The sequence below is a fragment of the Dyella sp. C11 genome (assembly GCF_003121485.1).
In the GTDB taxonomy this organism is placed as follows: Bacteria; Pseudomonadota; Gammaproteobacteria; order Xanthomonadales; family Rhodanobacteraceae; genus Dyella.
Genome location: NZ_QAVX01000027.1, coordinates 41326 through 60386 on the forward strand (window position 1 = coordinate 41326; position 19061 = coordinate 60386).

The following is a 19061-nucleotide window of genomic DNA, read 5'->3' on the forward strand; positions in this document are numbered from 1 at the left end:
GGTCGCTGGCGCGCTACTCCTTCAAGGCTGGCGAACGACGTTCAATGTCATGCCGCCGGCCGTGCGTGCCTGGATGCGGCGGTCATACAACGATTCACCGTAAGCCGGCGGCACGATGAACTTGCCGGCATTGGTGGCCTTGATGCGGTAGACGAACTCGCCCACGTTCGTCGTCGCCGTACCGTAGAGCACCACGCGATCCTCGCGGATATCGGCGTATTCCAGCTGCCATGTCGACTTGCCGACACCGATGGGCGAACGCCAGGCACTGGCATCGACCGTGCTGTCGCCGCCGGCGTCGCCCTGCGCGCTACCGTCTTCCTGGTGATCCGTGACCGCCGGTGGCGGCTGGATGACCGGCTCGAAGCCACCCGGCAACAGATCAACAATGGCGATATCGTCATAATCGCCGCCGTCCGTGCTGCGGATCTTCACATGCACGTCGATCTCCTGCCCCACGGTTACCTTGTCGATGGCCTTGCCGTTCGTGTCGGTGTAATCGCGGGTGACTTCCAGGCCTTCCTTGATGGCCTTGGTCGGCTGGTCGCGGTCGTAACCGCCCTGGCTGACGACACGCCAAGCAGGCAGCGCGCTGTCATTGGTGAAACGAAGACGCCTGGCATCGCTTCCCCACGTGCCAGCCACCAGCATGTTGCCCTGTGGTGCGGAAATCGCCTTGACCGAGCCGTCCGCGTGCACTTCATCAATGCGGAGCTTGTCCAGATCCAGGTTGTTCTGCGTGGCGTACGCATCGAGCGCCAGCAATGTCATCGACGATGACAGCGTGTTGTACCAGCCCTGCTCCATCGGCCAGGTGATGTTTTCCATCACCCGCGGCGATAGCGACTTGGCGCGATCCGGGAAGTGCTTGCTCAACAGGTAGAGCGTGGTCGCATCGCGCGTCAGCGCATCGTAGTAATAGCCATAGGTGTAGCGGTCATCCTTGGTGGATCGCTCAAGCAGTTTCTGCGGGCCAGCAATCAACTGCGCGGCGGGCTTGTCCTGCTTGAGCAACTGGTAGGACGCTGCCAGCCATGCGGCGGCGAGGTCGTTCTTCCACTCCTTGGGATAGGCTTCTTCCAGGCGTTTCTGCACCGATGCCAGGTCGTTGGTGGTGACATTGCCCTGGCGGGTGAGCAGGTAAACGGCGTAAGCACGCTGGCGCAGCATGTCGATGCCGTCGAGGCTGTCATCGCTCGCCAGCTGATGCAGGTACTTGTTGCCTGCATCGAACATGTCACGCGGCACATCCATGTTGCGGTCTCGCGCTTCGATCATGAAGTGCATGGCATAGGTCGACACGAATGGATTGGCATCCGGCGTAGCCGTCCAGAGTCCGAAGCCACCCTCCCCGTTTTGCCGCGAATGCAGGATATCCAGCATTTGCGACAGCGCCTGTTCGTTGGTCAGCTTCTTGTCGCCCAGTGCCGGCTGCAGCGCATCGGCGAAAACCTTGACCTGCGGCCACTTCGAAAGCACCAGCCGCGGCATCGCAGAGCTCAGGATCTGCTCGCTGCACAAATGCTCGAAGTTCACCAGGTACGATGCCAGCCCGCTGCTCAACACGACGGGAATATTGGAGAACGCCGTGGTGCGCGAGGCGTACTCGCTGTACAAGCGGCGAAGTTCCGCTTGATCCGCCTTGCTGCTGGCATCCACGCGGCCCACATCGACCTGCGTGCGATAGGCAGACGCCGGGCGCACGGAAACATCCACGCTCTGGTGCGCGGACTTGTCACCATACGCCGCCGTGAAACTGAAGTTGCCCGAACCCAGCTTGTCAGTTGCCTTGACGCGGAACGTCACCACGCCGTCGCGCATCTCGCCCAGGTTGATGTTCTGCGTCGGCGCGCCGACCACCTGCAACTGCGGCCCCGTTTTCAGTGACACCGCCACCGGCACCTGCTTGCCGCCGAGCCCCGTGAGGTTGTTGGCCACACCTACGCTGACTTCCACTTCATCGCCCGGAGCCAATGTGGTCGGCACATTGGGCGACAACACGAAATCGCCGCGCACCGTGGTGGCACCTTCGAATGTGCCCACGCGATCGGAAGACACGGCAACAGCCATGACGCGCAGCTTGCCGTTGAAGTAATCCGGCACCTGATAGGTCAGGTCTTTCTCGCCATTGATGTCGACAATGCCGGACCAGAACGCCACGGGTTTGTCGCGCTTGCGCTTGAACGGGTTCAGTTGGCGCCCAATGGCCGCATCGGCGTCGCCGCCGGGCGCTGCCATGGCCATGAGCTTCTCGAAGTCCGGCAGGATCAGGTCAAGGATCTGCGACGTACCCACTTCCAGCATGCGCTTGCGGAAGAAGAACTTCAGCGGATCGCCCAGCTTGTAGCGAGCGACCTGCAGGATGCCTTCGTCGACGGCGAACACCACCGCACGCGTCGGCTGCGCGGACGTGAGCTTGAATGTCACCGTGTCTCCCGGTTTCACCAGCGCGGGCGACTCCACCTTGATCGCGTTTCGACGTGCGTCCAGGTTCACGGAGAACGGCACCACGCCATAGCTCAACGGGCTCATGAAGATCTCGTCGGACGACGGATCGCGGATGTACTGCACGTTGATGTAGCCGTTGCCCTCGAAATCCGCCGGCACGGTAATGTGCTGCACGGAGCTGGTGGTGTCGGCGTGGAACCATGCGTGCGCATACACCTTGTCGCGCTCGATGGTGATCAGCCCGCTGCCTGCATACGGCGCACGGATGGCGATATCCACCGACTCACCGGGCGCATAATCCTGCTTGCTGAGATTGAGCTGCAGCTCGGCATTGCGATCCAGCGAACGCGTGACATTGGCGGCACCCGCCACGGAATATTCGACGCGATTCACCTCCACGCCATCACCGGCGCGCACGATGACCAGCGCGTAGTCACCGGGCTTGTCAGTCGGCAACGTGTAATCCATGCCATTGGCCGGCAGCGAGAGCGGTTGCTCGCTGATCGGCACTTCCTTGAGCTTGGACTGGTATTTGTAGACGCCCGAATCCTGCTTGGTCAGCACCGAGAGGTAACGACGTTCCACCAGCCGCGCCTTGAGCTCGCCCAGCGCCATGGATTTCGCGTTGTGATCGATGGCCACCAGGTGAACGCTGCGCGGCGTGTCGCGATTGATGTAATCGAGACTGTCGGCCGCCTTGTAACCCACCAGCCAGTCGTTGCTGGAGACGAGTGTCTGCGCCGCTGCCGCCACGCTTCGCCCGCCTTCGGGCTCGTAGGCCTTCACCAGGAAATAGAGCTGGTACGTGGCATCGGCGTATTTCTTCAAGTCCAGATCGAATTCGGCGTGGCCCTTGTCGTCCGTCTTGCCATCCTGCAGCGCGTCTTCGTAGCCTTCTTTGGCGCGGCGCACGTCGTAGAAGTGGTAGTCCGGCCAGCTGCGGAATGCAGGCCATGCCGGACGCAACGTAAGCGACGCTTCCACACGGCGATCCGCCGCCGGCGTGCCAAACAGGTTCATCACGTCGACGATGCCCTTGACCTGGTCGGGCTTCACCCAGCCCTCGGGCACCTGCCCGGCCAACCTGGCTTCCACCTTCATGCGATCAGGCAGGAACTCCTTCACCTGCACGGTGGTGCTGCCGATCTGCGCACCGGCCTTGCCTTCCTTGACGATGTAGAGATTGACGGTCCACGTACCAGTGGGCGCCGTTTCCGCAGGCGCGTATGCCAGTTCCCCAAAACCAGAGTTGTCCATCGACATCGGCAACTGTTTCACCGTGATGCCACGCGGATCGACAATTTCCGCCTGCAACGGCACGCCCGCCACGCTGCGCGTCCAGCTCGCAGCGCGCACGATGAGGCCCACGTGGAACGTGTCGCCCGGACGGTAAATGCCACGATCGGAGAACAGGTAAGCGGAAAGCTGGCCGTCGTTCTGCGCGTTGCGCTCGCCACCCACGTCGAAGCGCGAGAAGTCGAGCTTGCGCTCGTAGCTGGTCGATCCGCCGATAGGCAGGAACGACAGGTCATCCCCCTTCTTCACCAGATACAGCGTCGGCTGTTTCTCGCGCTCCAGGCCTTTGAGCGTCGGGAAATGCACCGCACCGTCCGCAGACGTCGTATCGCTGAAAAGCGTCTGGCCATTGACCGCCAGCACGGATACCGTCGCACCGCTGACGGGCTGCCCCGTGCGAATGGACTGCACGAATACGTCCTGGCTGCCATCCAGCGAACGCTTCACCAACATGCCAAGGTCCGTAACGACGATAAGACGCGTATCCATCGGCGACGATGCGTCGTCGTCCTGGCTGTCGCCGTTGTCGGCCATGTCGCCCTCACCTTCCGCGCCACTCGACTCGTCATCGGATGTCGCGTTGGTCGGTGCGGCCTGTGGCTGGTTTTCCTGCGCCTTGCGCGCGTCTTCCTTTTTCTTCTCCGCCGCTGCGTTGTAGCTGGACAGATGCAGCAGGAACACGCCGCGCTTGCCTTCCTTCAGGTACTGGCCAAGATCTACGCCCTCGTAGTGGGCCTTGGCAGGGTCGCCATTGGGAAAACTGCGCTTCTGCTCGAAGCGCTCTACAATGTGGTCTTCGCTGAAGTCGTAGCTCAACTCCGGGCGTGCGTACGTTCCCTGATTGAAGCTCACCAGGTGCTGGATTTGATCCGGCAACACGCGCCCGATTTCCACCTTCATGCCGGGCAAATTGCGCGATACCACCGACTCCCGCTTGCTGCCGGACATGGAAAGCAGCGAACCGTCCGCCATGAAGCGAAGCAGCTTCGGATAATTGGGCACGGTGACGACCGCAGCATAGGGCTTGCCCAGGATGTAGCCACCGAACGACTTCAGGCCCTGCTCCACGCGCACGTAAATGCGCTGTCCGGGGTCCGCATGAAACTTGAAGCTCTGCAGCTCCGCGTAATCGTTCTCGGTGGGCACCATCTCCAGTTTGAGTGGCGTGCTCTGGCGAAGCGTCGATTCACCGACTTCGCCCAGGCCCCATTCGTACGGAGCCTCGTCATCGCCCTGGCTGACGCCCGGGCGCCGCGCGGGCAACACCCAAGCCTTGATCAGGCCGGCGACGTCGCTGTCGCGCACCGCACCGCCGACGTTCACCATCAACACCTGTTCGGGCTCGTACTTCTCGTTGTCGACCAGCGTGGGCTCGATGCTGCTTACCGCCAGACTGTAGAGACCGGGCACGCGAACCTGTGCGTTGATCTCGTCCTTGGTGGCGTCGCCGCCGCGCACGCTGCGCAAGCCCTTGGCCAGGCGATACATCACCACGCTTTCATCCCTTGGCAGGGACAGCGGCTGCGAATGAATCCACGCATGCAGCCTGGCCTGATCGTAGGTCACCGTGAACTTCAGGCTGCCCCTGCTGCTACCTGATTGCACCAGCTCCACGCCGATGCGCTTCTCGAAATCGGCAGCATCGACCGGATAGTTGAAGGTGATCGGCTGGATGGCCTTCTTTGCCGTGGCGTCCTGCGGGTCCTGATAGAACTCGCCGTTTTCGACCTTGGCCTCGAACGCCACGGTATCAAACGAGGCATGGTCGTCGTCCATCAAAACGTGACTGGCGAACGCCTTCGGCACGTCGAAGCGCACCTCGAAATGCTTGCCGACCGGCCAATCTTCCGCTGGCGCAAAGCGCAGGGTGTGGTCGTCCGCCCAACTCCATTGGCCCTTGATGGCGGGCTGCATCACGATGCCTGCCGTCACCGGCTTGCCCACCTGATCGATCGGCGCGGCGGAACCGGAGAAGTTGATCGTGAGCGGACTGAAGGTCAGCGTGGGCTGCGTGTAATCCGTAATGGCCGGCGCGTTCACCGTCATGGTGATGCGCGAAGGCTCGACCGGCTTGGGTCGGTTCTTGTACCACTCCCAGCCGAACCAGCCGCCACCGGCGACCACCAGCACGGCAATCAGCACGCTGGCTGCCTGCACAGGGCGACGGCGCACCCAGCCGCTGCTGGCGGGTATCCACGCCGGCGCGGACCAGTTCACCTGGCCGACGATGGGCCGCAACAGCAGCGCGAGAACGGCCAGGACGCCGCGCAGCAGGCGCAACGGCAGGGACACAAGAAAACGCAACAGATCCATGATGCTTTCCCGGTTTTCATCCAATGAATACGACGACGGCAGAGCCGGTCCGGGCGAAGCCAGGTGCGCCAAAACGCCCGCCTCTTGCGAAGCGGACCCGACATCACTGACTTACCCCACGGACAGCATGCACGCCAAAGATGACGTGACGCGGGAAGAATTCTGGCATGGTTGCGTCAGTGACGCATGGGCGGCCGCAGCCTTTCAAGAAACGCCCCTTCGCATGGCACGAAGGTCAAACGGGTGCCGACCCAGGGCCGGCACCCGGCGAGCATCAAAGCGTCGCGATGATCTCGCGCACTACCGGCGCAAGCTTGGGATCCTGCAAGGCCATGTGCATGGTGGCGCGCACCAGGCCAGCCTTGTTGCCGCAATCGAAGCGCGTGCCTTCGAAGCGGTACGCCAGCACCTTGCCCTGCTCCTTGAGCAGCGCATCGATGGCATCGGTCAGCTGGATCTCGCCACCGGCGCCCGGCGTGGTCTTCTCCAGGAGCTCGAAAATGCGGCCCGGCAGCACATAGCGGCCGACCACGGCGAGGTTCGACGGCGCATCCGCGGGCTTGGGCTTTTCCACCATGTGGCGAATCTGCGCGCTGCGGTCGTCCACGGGCGTGGCATCGACAATGCCGTACTTGTCGGTGTCGCTCTGCGGGACTTCTTCCACGGCAATGACGCCGGCACTCTGCGATTGCGCCAGCTCGGCCATCTGGCGCAGTGCGCCCTTGCCCTTGTTCCAGATCAGGTCGTCGGGAAGCACCACGCCGAACGGCTCGTCGCCGACCACCGGCTTGGCGCACAGCACGGCATGGCCCAGGCCCAGGGCCTCAGGCTGGGTGACGAAGATGGCACGCACGTGCCTGGGCAGCGTGCCCTGCACCAATGCGAGCAGCTCATCCTTGCCCTTTTCCTGGAGCTTGGCTTCCAGCTCGTACGCCTTGTCGAAATAATCGGCGATGGCGTGCTTGTAGCGATTGGTAACGAACACCAGCGTATCGGCACCCGCATCCACGGCTTCATCCACCGCGTACTGGATCAGCGGGCGATCCAGCACCGGCAACATTTCCTTCGCGACGACCTTGGTCGCGGGGAGGAAACGCGTGCCGAGACCGGCCACGGGAAACACGACCTTGCGCAACGGCTTGCTCACTTACTTCTCTCCTGATTCATTGCGTCGCAACGCCACCACGTTGTCCGTCTGCACCGGCTCGCTCCAGCGGAACGACGGCAGCAGGTTGGAAACGCACTGGCGAAGCATGTCCTCGTCATAAGCAACCACGGCGTCTGCCGCCCTGGCCATTTGCACATTGAGCAGATCCCATTTCACCGGGCGATGCTGCGCGAGAAAGATCTTCACGTGCGTCGTCTCGATGTAGTTCTCGAGAGGATGGAACAGCTCTTCGAACAATTTTTCACCGGAGCGCAGCCCGGTGTACACAATCGGGATTTCCGTACCCGGCTTGCGTCCCGCCAGGCGAATCATCTGTTCGGCCAGGTCGCGGATCTTGATCGGCTCGCCCATGTCCAGGGCAAAAATCTCGCCGCCCTTGCCAATGCTGGCCGCCTGCAGGATCAGCTGGCAGGCCTCCGGAATGGTCATGAAGTAGCGCGAGATTTCCGGATGGGTAATGGTCAGCGGGCCACCGTTGCGGATCTGCTCACGGAACAGCGGCACCACCGAACCGGCCGAATCGAGCACGTTGCCGAAACGCACGGTGATGAAGTGCGTGTTGGAATGCTCGTTGAGGTTCTGGCACCAGATTTCGGCCATGCGCTTGCAGGCGCCCATGACGCTGGTGGGGTTCACGGCCTTGTCGGTGGAGATCAGCACGAAGCACTCGACATCGTGCCGATCTGCCAAGTCTGCCACGTTGCGCGTCGCCAGCACGTTGTTGCGGAACGCCGCACGCAGCTGCCCCTGCAACATCGGCACGTGCTTGTACGCGGCAGCGTGGAATACCACCTGCGGCTTGTACTCGCTGAAGAGCTTGCGCATGGCAGCGGAATCACCGCAATCGGCCAGCACGCCCTCGTAGATCAATTCGGGATATTCGGCGCGCAGCTCTTGCGAAATCCGGTAGAGATTGAATTCGCAGTTGTCCACCACGCACAGCGAGTGTGCACCGAGGCGCGCCACCTGGCGGCAAAGCTCCGAGCCGATGGAGCCACCGCCGCCGGTGACCAGCACGCGGCGACCGGTCAGCGTGACACGAATGGCCGTCCAATCCAGTTCAACGGTGTCGCGACCCAGCAGGTCCTCGATCGCGACCTCCTTGATCTCGTTGAAGTGGGCGCGGCCGGACACCACGTCCTCGAGCTTAGGCACGGTGCGGTAAGGCAGGCCACTCGCGTCGCACAGTTCCACCACGCGACGCATCTCTTGCGTCGAGGCGCCAGGCATGGCGATGAGCAGCATCTGCGCCGCCACTTCGCGGGCGAGTTCGGGGATCTGGTCAATGCGACCAAGCACCGGGCGACCATTGATGCTGGCACCGCGCAGGCTTTCCTTGTCGTCGACGAAACCGACCACGGTGAAGCCGTTGTCGCGGTGCAAATCGCGCGACAACGCCTCGCCAGCGCGATCGGCGCCCACGATCAGCACGCGCTGTGCCGGCTTGGCCTGGAACAGATCGACCCGACTGTCCTTCCAGAACCGGTAAGCCAGGCGCGGGGTGCCCAGCAGCACCGACAGCACCACGGGGTATAGCAGCAGCACCGAGCGCGGCACGTCGGCCAGCCGGTTGTAGAGAATCAGCACCGCGGCAATCGCCAACGCGCCGATGATGGCGGCACGCAGGATGTTCCAGAGATCCGGCAGGCTCGCGAAGCGCCACACGCCCTTGTACAGGCCCGTCCAGCTCAGGACGGCGCCCTGCACCAGCAGCACCAGCGGAAATTCCAGCACATGGAAGCTGATCGCCGCGTTGTCGATCATCGCGTAGCGGAGGGCCTTGGCCACCCACCATGCCAGTGCAGCCATCAGCAGGTCGTGGAGTACCACGGCCGTTCGCGGATGAATGACACCGATCCATTTACGTAGCGACATGTCGACCCTTGTTCAAAACGCGCCGCAGGCACCAGCGCTTCGTGGCGATCCAGGCAATGGTCGCTATCAGGTAGGTGCCCAAAAACGCCGGCACCGACCACATCGGCCTGGCCCATGCGAGCAGCGCCAAAGGCGCCGCTACCAACACGTTCCAGGCCAGATAGCACGCTCCCCCGGTGGCATGCGTGAAACCACTGCGAACGAGCCACTGATACAGGTGTTCGCGGTGGGCAGTGTACCAACGGCGGCCACTGACCATACGGACCAAGAGAGTAAGGGTAGCGTCTGCTACAAAAGATGAACTGAGGATCAGGGCTGGCCAGACCAGTCGCCAATCCACCCGCCACAGCAGCACGGTGAGGGCGAAGATCAGCAGGCCCATGGTGCCGCTGCCCACGTCCCCCATGAAAATGCGAGCGCGTGGCCGGTTGAAGTACCAGAATCCCAGGGCCGCCGCCGCCAGACAGGCAGACGCCGTCGCCAGCGCCGGCTGCATGGCCGCATGGGCCAGCAGCGCCAACCCCAGTCCCACGTAGATCACCTGCTGGGCGAGCAGGCCATCGATGCCGTCCATGAAGTTGTGCAGGTTGATGCTCCAGCCCCCGGCCAGCACGAGCACGGGCACCCTCCACCAGGACATGCCGGTCAGCGCCAGCGCCACGGCAAGCATCCCCGCCGACAGCAACTGGATGCCGAACCGGGGCAGGATCGGCAGCGAACGATGGTCGTCCCACCAGCCCACCGCGGCTACGAGTGCCGTCCCCACGGCCAACGCGCCAATCACCACCGTCGACAAGGCATTGGGCGACACAGCCAAAGCTGCAGGCATGGTCATCAGCGCCGCGACGACGATGCCGATGCCACCGCCGCGCGGGGTGGGAATGCTGTGGGAGCGGCGTTGCCCCGGCAGGTCCATCATGCCGCGGCGATGCGCGTACGCGATCGCAGCTCGGACGACCACCAACGCAATCACCAACGCGGCCAGCACCATCCCTGTCGCCAGCGAAGCGTGTGTCATCCGTGCCTCATTCGTTGGCCACGCCATGGATGGGGCGGATCGTGCTCCAGCTCTTGCAGCTGGGGCACTGCCAGTGGTGGGCCTTGGCGCCGAAGCCGCAACGGCTGCAGCGGTACATGGCCTGCCCTTCCAGCAGCTTCTTGGTGAGGTCACGAAGGATCAGGAAATTTTCCCGCGCCTCGCCTTCCATCTTGTCCATGGTCGCGTCGATCAGCGCCATCAAGCCGCGCACCGAAGGACGCTGGCGCAGCTGCGACGTAAGGAACTCGATGGCCGTGCGCTCGCCATCGCGCTGCTGGTACAGCCGCGTGAGGGCGAGCACCGGGGAGATGCCGTGGTAACGCTCAAGAATGTCGCGCAGAAAGTGTTCCGCGTGCTCCATCTGCTGCGAACGGGCGTAGCTGTTGAGCAAGGGAGGCAGGATTTCCGGCACGAACGCGATGTCCGCCTCCACGGCATGCTCATAGGCTTTTGCTGCCTCGGCATGCTGGCCCTCTTCCGCGTACAGGCGACCGGTCAGCATGAAGGCGCGCACGCAGTCGGCCTGGCAGGCGAATGCCTGGCGAAGGTATTCGCGCGCTTCCTGGCGTGCGCCATGCTGACGCGACTGCTCGGCCAGCTCGCAATAGAACTGCGCAATCATGCCGGCCTCGTCTTCGCCGGTCATCGCCTCGAGGCGACGTGCATGCTCGATCGCCTTGTGCCAATCGCGCTCGTGCTGGTAGATCGCGATGAGATGCCGCAGTGCCGATGGCGCATGCGCGTCCATGGCCACAAGATCGGAGAACAGCGTTTCCGCGCGATCAAGCAGGCCTGCACGCATGTAGTCCTCGCCCAGCTCCAGCAAGGCGACGGTTTTCATCGCGTCCGAGAGACCCGGGCGCGAAACAAGATGCTGGTGCAGTCGAATGGCTCGATCCACTTCGCCCCGCCGACGGAACAGGTTGCCCAACGCTAAGTGCGTTTCCACCGTGTCCCGGTTGTATTCGGCCAGCTTGAGGAACACTTCGATGGCCTTGTCCTGCTCCTCGTTGAGCAGGTAGTTCAGGCCGCGAAAGTAATCCGAGGAGAGCTCACTGACCTGTGCGCCGGAACGACGTACACCCGCGCGGCGTGCAGTCCACCAGCCACTGGCGAACGCTGCGGGTACCAGCAGGATCAATACGTAAAGAAGTGGGCTCATGCACCGGCCGGGGAAGTCTTGGCCTTGCCACGGGCGTCAGCCGCACCTTGGCGACGCGCACGGCGCTGCCTGCTGCTCAAGCCCAGCCACGCGGTAAGTCCGCCCAGCAGCCAACCGATCACCAGCGCAACCAGAACGGCTGCGCCCTTGGGCAGTTCAAAACGCACGAAGCCCAGGTCGTAACCGACCAGATCGGCGTTGAGTGCGCCGAGCACGATGCCGGCCGCGATGAAGATCAGGAGGATCAGCGTAACAATCAGTCGCATACCGCGACTTTACCCGATTGCCGGGAGCCGTCACAGGCGGGGGCGCGGCCGTTCGTCACAAACGGGGAGACAGGCCTTTCCGGCAGCCTCGCCTGGCGCGCCGTACCGCAAAAAAAGAAGGCAGGACCGACTCATCGTCGCCTGCCTTCCAGGTTCTTTCGTGCTGCCTGAAGCCGGACGTCAATCCAGATTCAAGTTGACGCGCTCGCGCAATTCCTTGCCCGGCTTGAAATGCGGGACATGCTTGCCCGGCAAAGCCACTGCGTCGCCGGTCTTGGGATTGCGGCCCATGCGCGGCGGACGGTAATGCAATGCAAAGCTGCCGAAACCGCGGACCTCGATGCGCTCGCCGCTGGAAAGCGCGTGGCTCATCTGTTCGATCACGCTTTTGACCGCCAACTCCACGTCCGCGAACGCGAGATGGGTCTGACGCCGTGCCAGCGCCTCAATCAATTCGGATTTGGTCATGGGTCCCCAATGTCCGTGACGTGAAACCGCGGGGCGGCTGAGCGCCGCCCCGCATTCCTGCTTTTTTACTGCTTAGTCAGCCTTGTTGAGCTGCTCTTTGAGCAGTGCGCCAAGCTTGGTCGTGCCGCCCGAAGCGGACGAGTACTCAGCCATGGCGTCGCTCAGTTCTTCTTCGTCCTTGGCGCGGATCGACAGCTGCAGCTGACGGCCCTTGCGGTCCATGCCGGTGAACTTGGCTTCGACCTTGTCGCCCACCTTCAGGTGCTGCGTGGCGTCGTCGATGCGCTCCTTGGCGATGTCGTTGGCGCGGAGGTAACCCTCGACGCCTTCGCCCAGATCGATCACGGCGCCCTTGGCGTCCACTTCCTTCACGGTACCGTTGACGATGGTGCCGCGCGGGTTGGTGGCCATGAACTGACCGAACGGATCCTGCTCCATCTGCTTGATGCCGAGGGAGATGCGCTCGCGCTCCGGATCAACGGCCAGCACCACGGCTTCGATCTCGTCGCCCTTCTTGAAGTTGCGAACGAGGTCTTCGCCCGACGCCTGCCAGGAGATGTCGGACAGGTGAACCAGACCGTCGATGCCACCGTCCAGACCGATGAAGATGCCGAAGTCGGTGATCGACTTGATCTGACCGGACACCTTGTCGTTCTTCTTGTGCATTGCTGCGAAGGCTTCCCACGGGTTCGAGCGGGTCTGCTTGATACCCAGCGAGATGCGGCGACGCTCTTCATCCACGTCCAGCACCATCACTTCGGTCTCGTCACCGACCTGCACAACCTTGGCCGGGTTGACGTTCTTGTTGGTCCAGTCCATTTCGGACACGTGGACCAGGCCTTCCACGCCCGGCTCGATCTCGACGAAGCAACCGTAATCGGTCACGTTCGAGACCTTGCCGAACAGGCGGCTGCCGACCGGGTAGCGGCGAGCGATGGCGACCCACGGGTCGTCGCCCAGCTGCTTCAGGCCCAGCGACACGCGGTTGCGCTCGCGGTCGTACTTCAGCACGCGGACGTCCAGCTCGTCGCCGACGTTGACGACTTCGGACGGGTGACGCACGCGCTTCCACGCCATGTCGGTGATGTGCAGCAGGCCGTCGATACCGCCCAGGTCCACGAACGCGCCGTAGTCGGTGAGGTTCTTGACCGTACCCTTGACCACTGCACCCTCGGTGAGGCGCTCAAGCAGCTTCTCGCGCTCTTCGGAGAACTCGGTCTCGACGACGGCGCGGCGGCTGACCACAACGTTGTTGCGCTTGCGGTCGAGCTTGATGATCTTGAACTCGAGGTCCTTGCCTTCCAGGTAGACCGGATCGCGGACCGGACGGACGTCGACCAGCGAGCCCGGCAGGAATGCGCGGACGTCCTTGATGTCGACGGTGAAACCGCCCTTGACCTTGCCGGAGATCTTGCCGGTGATGGTCTCTTCCTTGTCGAAGGCCTGCTCGAGGTCGTCCCACACCATGGAACGCTTGGCCTTCTCACGGGAGAGCTTGGTCTCGCCGAAGCCGTCTTCCAGCGCGTCGAGGGCAACCTTCACCTCGTCGCCCACCTGCACTTCCAGCTCTCCGCTCTCGTCCTTGAACTGCTCGATCGGGACGATGCCTTCGCTCTTGAGGCCAGCGTTGATCACGACGACGTCGTTGCGGATTTCCACAACGATACCCGTGACGATCGCGCCCGGCTTCAGCTTGGAGATGGCCTGTTGGCTCTGTTCAAACAGCTCGGCAAAACTTTCAGTCATGTTGATTCCAGAAATGAGAAAAGGCCTTAGGTCCTTGTGCGCACCTGTTGTATGGCGCACGGACGTTCGGCCCACCGGTTATGGGTGTCGCGGAACATCCCTTCGCTGGGAGTTCCTTTGGCACCGTTGACCAATATCCTCCGCTTGAGGGCGGAGGCGCCAAAAGCCATCAGCAGTCCATCAGGACTGCACGACAGCCAATACTTTCGCGACGACGTCGTCGATGCCCATGCCGGTGGTGTCGATGAAAACCGCATCCTCGGCCGGCTTGAGCGGCGCGACTGTCCGTGAAGCATCACGGGCGTCACGCGCTTCGATCTCGCGCTGAAGGGTAGCAAGTGTAACGCTCAGTCCCTTTTCCTTCAACTGCTTATAGCGCCTTTTCGCCCGTTCGGCGGCGCTGGCGGTCAGGAACACCTTGAAGGGTGCCTCCGGGAAGATCACGGTACCCATGTCACGCCCGTCAGCCACCAGCCCCGGGGCCTTGCGAAAACCCAGCTGCATGTCCACAAGTGCTTGACGCACCGAAGGAATCGAGGCGATGGCCGAGGCCGCACCGCCGGCCGTTTCGGTGCGCAATTCGTCCGTGGCGTCGTGCCCGTTGACCATCACCCGGGTATCGCTGCCGTCGGTGGCTGCGACAAAGCGGATCTTGGTGGTCTGGGCGCACCGGGTGCCCGCCTCGGCATCGGACAAATCCAGCCCTTCCATGCCCGCCGCATAGCCAACGGCACGGTACAGCGCCCCCGAGTCCAGCAGGCGCCAGCCCAGTTTCTCAGCGACCATGCGACTGATGGTGCCCTTGCCTGACCCCGAGGGTCCGTCGATGGTGAGAACGGGGACGGACGATGACGAGGTCATGGGCACTCCTGACGGCGGCGAAAGAAAACGCATATGCTATCGCGTTGGTCCTCGCACGGAACGCGGGTTGCCTATCCGATCCTTACAGTCCGTATGACCATGCACGTCTCAACCATGACCGATCTGCGCCACGAATTCGAACAGGCCGCCGAAGACATCCAGCGGCTTGGCGAGCGGCCGGACAACGACACCCTGCTCAAGCTCTACGCCCTCTACAAGCAGGGCTCGGAAGGCAATGTCCACGGCGATCAGCCGGGCTTCTTCGATTTCGTGGGCACCGCCAAGTACGAGGCCTGGGCGCAATTGCGCGGCCTTTCCGAAGAGGCGGCCATGCAGCGTTACATCGATCTTGTCCAGGAACTGCTGGCTTAAGCGGCTGCTTTGCGGCCGCGGTCTGCGAGCCCCCCCCCCCTTCTACACCGTCATCCAGCGCCTTTGAGGCGCCAGGCAAGCGACAAGTCACTGGATCCCAGCTTCCGCTGGGATGACGGTGAGGTCGCGTGTGGGCTCGCATCGCCCCCTGCCCCGGTCACGGCGAGGCCTCTTGCTTTCACACGCCCCCAACAGGCACATTCATACGATCGTTTGACCCACGCCGACGGTCCGCATGAACTTCCCTCGCCTGTTTTCTCCGCTCGACCTCGGGCACACCACCCTGCCCAACCGCATCCTGATGGGCTCGATGCATACGGGGCTCGAGGACAAATCCAGCGACTACGACAAGCTCGCGGCGTATTTCGCGGAACGCGCGCGCGGCGGCGTGGGCCTGATGGTGACCGGCGGCATCGCCCCCCGCATCCAGGGGTGGCTGAAACCGTTCGGCGGACGGCTGTCGATGCCCTGGCACGTGGCGCGCCATCGCAAGCTCACGCGTGCGGTGCATGCCGAGGGCGGCAAGATCTGCATGCAGATCCTGCATGCCGGCCGCTACGGCTATCACCCGCTGTCGGTGGCGCCGTCGAAAATCAAATCACCGATTACGCCATTCACGCCGCGCGCGCTTTCCGCCGGCGGCGTGGAGCGCACCATCCGCGACTTCGTGCGCTGCGCCAGGCTCGCCCAGGACGCCGGTTACGACGGCATCGAGGTGATGGGTTCGGAAGGCTATTTGATCAACCAGTTCCTTACCGAGCGAACCAACCAGCGCAGCGATGCCTGGGGCGGCGATGCAACGAAACGCATGCGTTTTCCCGTGGAAATCGTCCGTCGCACGCGCGAAGCGGTGGGCCGCGATTTCATCATCATCTATCGCCTGTCCATGCTTGATCTCGTCGAAAACGGCCAGGACTGGAACGAGATCGTCACGCTGGCCAAGGCCATCGAAGCGGCCGGCGCCAGCATCATCAATACCGGCATTGGCTGGCATGAAGCGCGCGTGCCGACCATCGTCACCAGCGTGCCACGCGCAGGATTTGCGTGGGTCACGAAGAAGCTCAAGGGCGAGGTGTCGATCCCGCTGATCACCACCAACCGCATCAACATGCCGGACGTGGCGGAGCAGATTCTCGTCAGCGGCGAAGCGGACATGGTGTCGATGGCTCGCCCACTTCTGGCCGATCCAGAGTGGCCCAGGAAGGCGCAAGCAGGGCGCAGCGAGCGCATCAACACTTGCATCGCGTGTAACCAGGCGTGTCTTGATCACGTATTCAAGCAGCAACTTGCCAGCTGCCTGCTTAACCCGCGTGCCTGCCATGAAACCGAGTTGCGCATCGAGCCTGCCACGTCGCGCAAGAACATCGCCGTGATCGGTGCCGGCCCCGCCGGACTCGCCTGCGCAACGACGCTGGCCGAGCGTGGTCATGCCGTCACGCTGGTCGATCAGGCCAGCGAGATTGGCGGCCAGTTCAATTACGCCAAGCGCATTCCGGGCAAGGAAGAATTCCACGAAACGCTGCGCTATTTCAGCCATCGCATCGAGGACACTGGCGTCGCACTGAAGCTGGGTCACCGAGCTGAGGCCACGGCACTCGCGGCAGACGGTCACGATGAAGTCGTAGTGGCTACCGGCATCACGCCGCGTGCCGTGCATTTTTCCGGCAGCGACGATCCGCGTGTACTCAACTACCTGGACGTGCTTGCCCATAACAAGCCGGTGGGTAAGCGCGTGGCGATCATCGGCGCCGGCGGCATCGGCTTCGACGTGGCCGAATTTTTGGTTGAACACGCACCGTCCGCCACGCTGGATATTTCTCGCTGGACCCGCGAATGGGGCGTGGACATGCAACTGGATACGCGTGGCGGTCTGGCCAAGCCCCAACCGGAAGCGCCAGCACGTCAGGTGTGGCTGCTGCAGCGTTCGGAAGGCCGTCCGGGAGCGCGCCTCAACAAGACCACGGGCTGGGTGCATCGCGCCACGCTCAAGGCCAAGCGCGTGAATATGCTCGGCGGCGTCACCTACGAACGCTTCGATGACGAAGGCCTGCACATCACGGTGGACGGCCAGCCGCAGGTGCTGCCGGTCGACAATGTGATCATCTGTGCCGGGCAGGAACCCAATCGCTCGTTGGCTGACGCATTGATCGCGGCAGGCATCAGGACCCATGTCATCGGCGGCGCGGATGTCGCGGCCGAACTGGATGCGAAGCGTGCGATTGATCAGGGCACGCGGTTGGCGGCGACGCTATAACAATCATCATCAGGTCCTGCGCCATCGCCACTCCCCTCACCGTCATTCCCGCGAAAGCGGGAATGCAGCGACTTTGAGGGCGTTTCGGCGAGCGTGAAAGACACTGGATTCCCGCTTCCGCGGGAATGACGGTGAGGGTTAGGTCTTGCAACACAAGGCGTGACGACCGAGGTGATACCGGTCGCGCACAAGGTGCGCTCCCACAGAAAGAGCCCTGGCGGAGGGCTTTAGGCAAAACGACAACGCCCGGCGCAAGGCCGGGCGTTGTCAGAAAAGAAAGCGCCCCGCTGGGCGACGCGTCGATGTGGGTCAGGGGGGAGGAAGACCAGACATCGCGGGGATAGCGTCGCAGCGGGGCGAGGGTCGCCGCCACCTGGGGGGAGGGGACGGTGGCGGGACGAAAGAAATAATATGATCGACTAATTATAGAAACCAATATATTTTTCCCCCGTCACTTATATGCAAATCGTATTAAAGCCCTGAAATGTTCGACTTCCGTCAGCTTCGTTACTTTGTAACGGTCGCCGAAGAGCTCAGCTTTACGCGGGCAGCTCAGCGCCTGTACATTTCGCAGCCTCCGCTTTCCCAGCAGATTCAGTCACTTGAGAACGACCTCGGGGTTCGCCTGCTGGAGCGGAACAAGCGCAACGTCTCGCTGACTGAACCCGGCAAGTTGTTCCTGGAACAGGCTCGCCAGATCCTCGACAAGGCGGAGGAAGCCCGCGCCCAGATGGCGGATGCGGCCACCGGGTTCAGCGGCAAGCTGCGCCTGGCCTATACGGTCTCGGTGACCTTCCACCCCGCCCTGCCCCAGACGCTGCTGCGCTATCGCAGCTTTGCGCCGCAGGTGCGGCTGATGCTCAGCGAGATGTACACCGAGCAGCAGTACGCCGCCCTGATGGCCGGTGAGGTCGATGTGGGCTTCGTCCGCGACGAACCCGAACACCCCGGCATGGCAAAGAGCCTCCGGCTTGACGTCATCGATCGTGAGCCCCTGCTGCTCGCCCTGCCCTCCAACCACCCCCTGGCGGACCGCGAGAGCATCTGGCTGCGCGAAGTGGCCATGGAGGCCTTTGTCGTCCAGCCCCGCGAACTGGCAGCCACCCTGTACGACCGCCTGGCCCAGATCGCCGCCAAGGCCAATTTCCACCCGCTGATCCGCCAGCATGCGCAGCAGATCAATGGCCTGCTGGTGCTGGTAGCCGCCGGCATGGGCCTGGCGCTGGTGCCGGCGTCCATGCGCTCGGTCAGCCTGGCCGGCGTCACCTACCTGCGCCTGGAAGACCCTGACGCCTTCATGCTGTTGGCGCTGGCCAGCCGCGTGGACGACCCGAACCCCGTGGTGCGTCGCTTTTTAAGCGCGATGATGGAGCCGGATTGAGGCAGAGGCCGTTTCTTACGTCTCAGGCTCCATGAACGACCGATTTGCGCAGTCGATCCAAGGACTTGTGCGAGGTCAATAAACTGTTTATGATTGCGGTCTTGAATTTTTTCTTTCGATAGTTTCAGGAGCTGGCCGTGAAGGTGCGTTCCTCTTTGAAGTCCGCCAAGGCGCGGCACCGTGACTGCAAGGTTGTGCGTCGTCGCGGCAAAGTGTTCGTGATCTGCAAGAGCAACCCGCGTTTCAAGGCTCGTCAGCGCTAATTTCTAGCTGCGACGTGTCGTGAAAAAGGGCCGCGAAAGCGGCCCTTTTTTGTTGCCCATTCCATCCGGCTGCCCCCCCCCCCGGGATGGAGGGCGCGTGAGGCGGCCGGGCGGGGTTCGGTGGTGGGCGGGGTGACGGGGGGGCGGGG

The 19061-nt window shown here is 62.9% G+C and carries 13 protein-coding genes; 4 read left to right on the forward strand and 9 right to left on the reverse strand.

The window, feature by feature from the left end; translation table 11 throughout:
• Positions 1-21 precede the first annotated feature (21 nt).
• The 9 genes from DK366_RS19370 to cmk all read right to left on the reverse strand — a co-directional run bounded on the left by DK366_RS19370 (position 22) and on the right by cmk (position 14642).
• Complete coding sequence (locus tag DK366_RS19370; RefSeq protein WP_109127194.1) at positions 22-6057, reverse strand: alpha-2-macroglobulin; 6036 nt, start codon at positions 6055-6057, stop codon at positions 22-24.
• A gap of 274 nt (positions 6058-6331) precedes the next feature.
• Complete coding sequence (gene galU, locus DK366_RS19375) at positions 6332-7204, reverse strand: UTP--glucose-1-phosphate uridylyltransferase GalU (RefSeq protein WP_109127195.1); 873 nt, start codon at positions 7202-7204, stop codon at positions 6332-6334.
• On the reverse strand, positions 7205-9100 hold the full coding sequence (locus tag DK366_RS19380; protein ID WP_109127196.1) for a nucleoside-diphosphate sugar epimerase/dehydratase: 1896 nt from the start codon (positions 9098-9100) through the stop codon (positions 7205-7207).
• Positions 9087-10091: a glycosyltransferase family 4 protein gene (locus DK366_RS19385; protein WP_232821125.1), complete on the reverse strand. Its 1005-nt coding sequence runs from the start codon at positions 10089-10091 to the stop codon at positions 9087-9089. Before DK366_RS19385 ends, DK366_RS19380 begins: the two co-directional genes overlap by 14 nt.
• Positions 10092-10125: 34 nt before the next feature.
• Complete coding sequence (lapB, locus tag DK366_RS19390; protein WP_109127198.1) at positions 10126-11301, reverse strand: lipopolysaccharide assembly protein LapB; 1176 nt, start codon at positions 11299-11301, stop codon at positions 10126-10128.
• Positions 11298-11567: a DUF1049 domain-containing protein gene (locus DK366_RS19395; protein WP_109127199.1), complete on the reverse strand. Its 270-nt coding sequence runs from the start codon at positions 11565-11567 to the stop codon at positions 11298-11300. Before DK366_RS19395 ends, lapB begins: the two co-directional genes overlap by 4 nt.
• Positions 11568-11747: 180 nt before the next feature.
• Entirely contained in the window at positions 11748-12035 is a 288-nt protein-coding gene (locus DK366_RS19400) for an integration host factor subunit beta (protein ID WP_109127200.1), read from the reverse strand.
• A gap of 72 nt (positions 12036-12107) precedes the next feature.
• The gene (rpsA, locus tag DK366_RS19405) at positions 12108-13781 is read right to left on the reverse strand and encodes a 30S ribosomal protein S1 (RefSeq protein ID WP_109127201.1); all 1674 of its coding nucleotides are present in this window, start codon (positions 13779-13781) and stop codon (positions 12108-12110) included.
• 180 nt (positions 13782-13961) lie between these two features.
• Positions 13962-14642 carry a (d)CMP kinase gene (gene cmk / locus DK366_RS19410; protein WP_198651634.1) on the reverse strand — a complete coding sequence of 227 codons (681 nt, stop codon included), beginning with the start codon at positions 14640-14642 and terminating at the stop codon, positions 13962-13964.
• A gap of 114 nt (positions 14643-14756) precedes the next feature.
• On the opposite strand from cmk, the gene DK366_RS19415 reads away from it, so the two are divergent.
• The 4 genes from DK366_RS19415 to ykgO all read left to right on the forward strand — a co-directional run bounded on the left by DK366_RS19415 (position 14757) and on the right by ykgO (position 18912).
• On the forward strand, positions 14757-15014 hold the full coding sequence (locus DK366_RS19415) for an acyl-CoA-binding protein (protein ID WP_109127212.1): 258 nt from the start codon (positions 14757-14759) through the stop codon (positions 15012-15014).
• Positions 15015-15249: 235 nt separating this feature from the next.
• Complete coding sequence (locus tag DK366_RS19420) at positions 15250-17268, forward strand: NADPH-dependent 2,4-dienoyl-CoA reductase (protein ID WP_109127202.1); 2019 nt, start codon at positions 15250-15252, stop codon at positions 17266-17268.
• Between the two features lie 484 nt (positions 17269-17752).
• Complete coding sequence (locus DK366_RS19425; RefSeq protein WP_109127203.1) at positions 17753-18649, forward strand: LysR family transcriptional regulator; 897 nt, start codon at positions 17753-17755, stop codon at positions 18647-18649.
• Positions 18650-18786: 137 nt separating this feature from the next.
• On the forward strand, positions 18787-18912 hold the full coding sequence (gene ykgO, locus DK366_RS19430; protein WP_109127204.1) for a type B 50S ribosomal protein L36: 126 nt from the start codon (positions 18787-18789) through the stop codon (positions 18910-18912).
• Positions 18913-19061 lie beyond the last annotated feature (149 nt).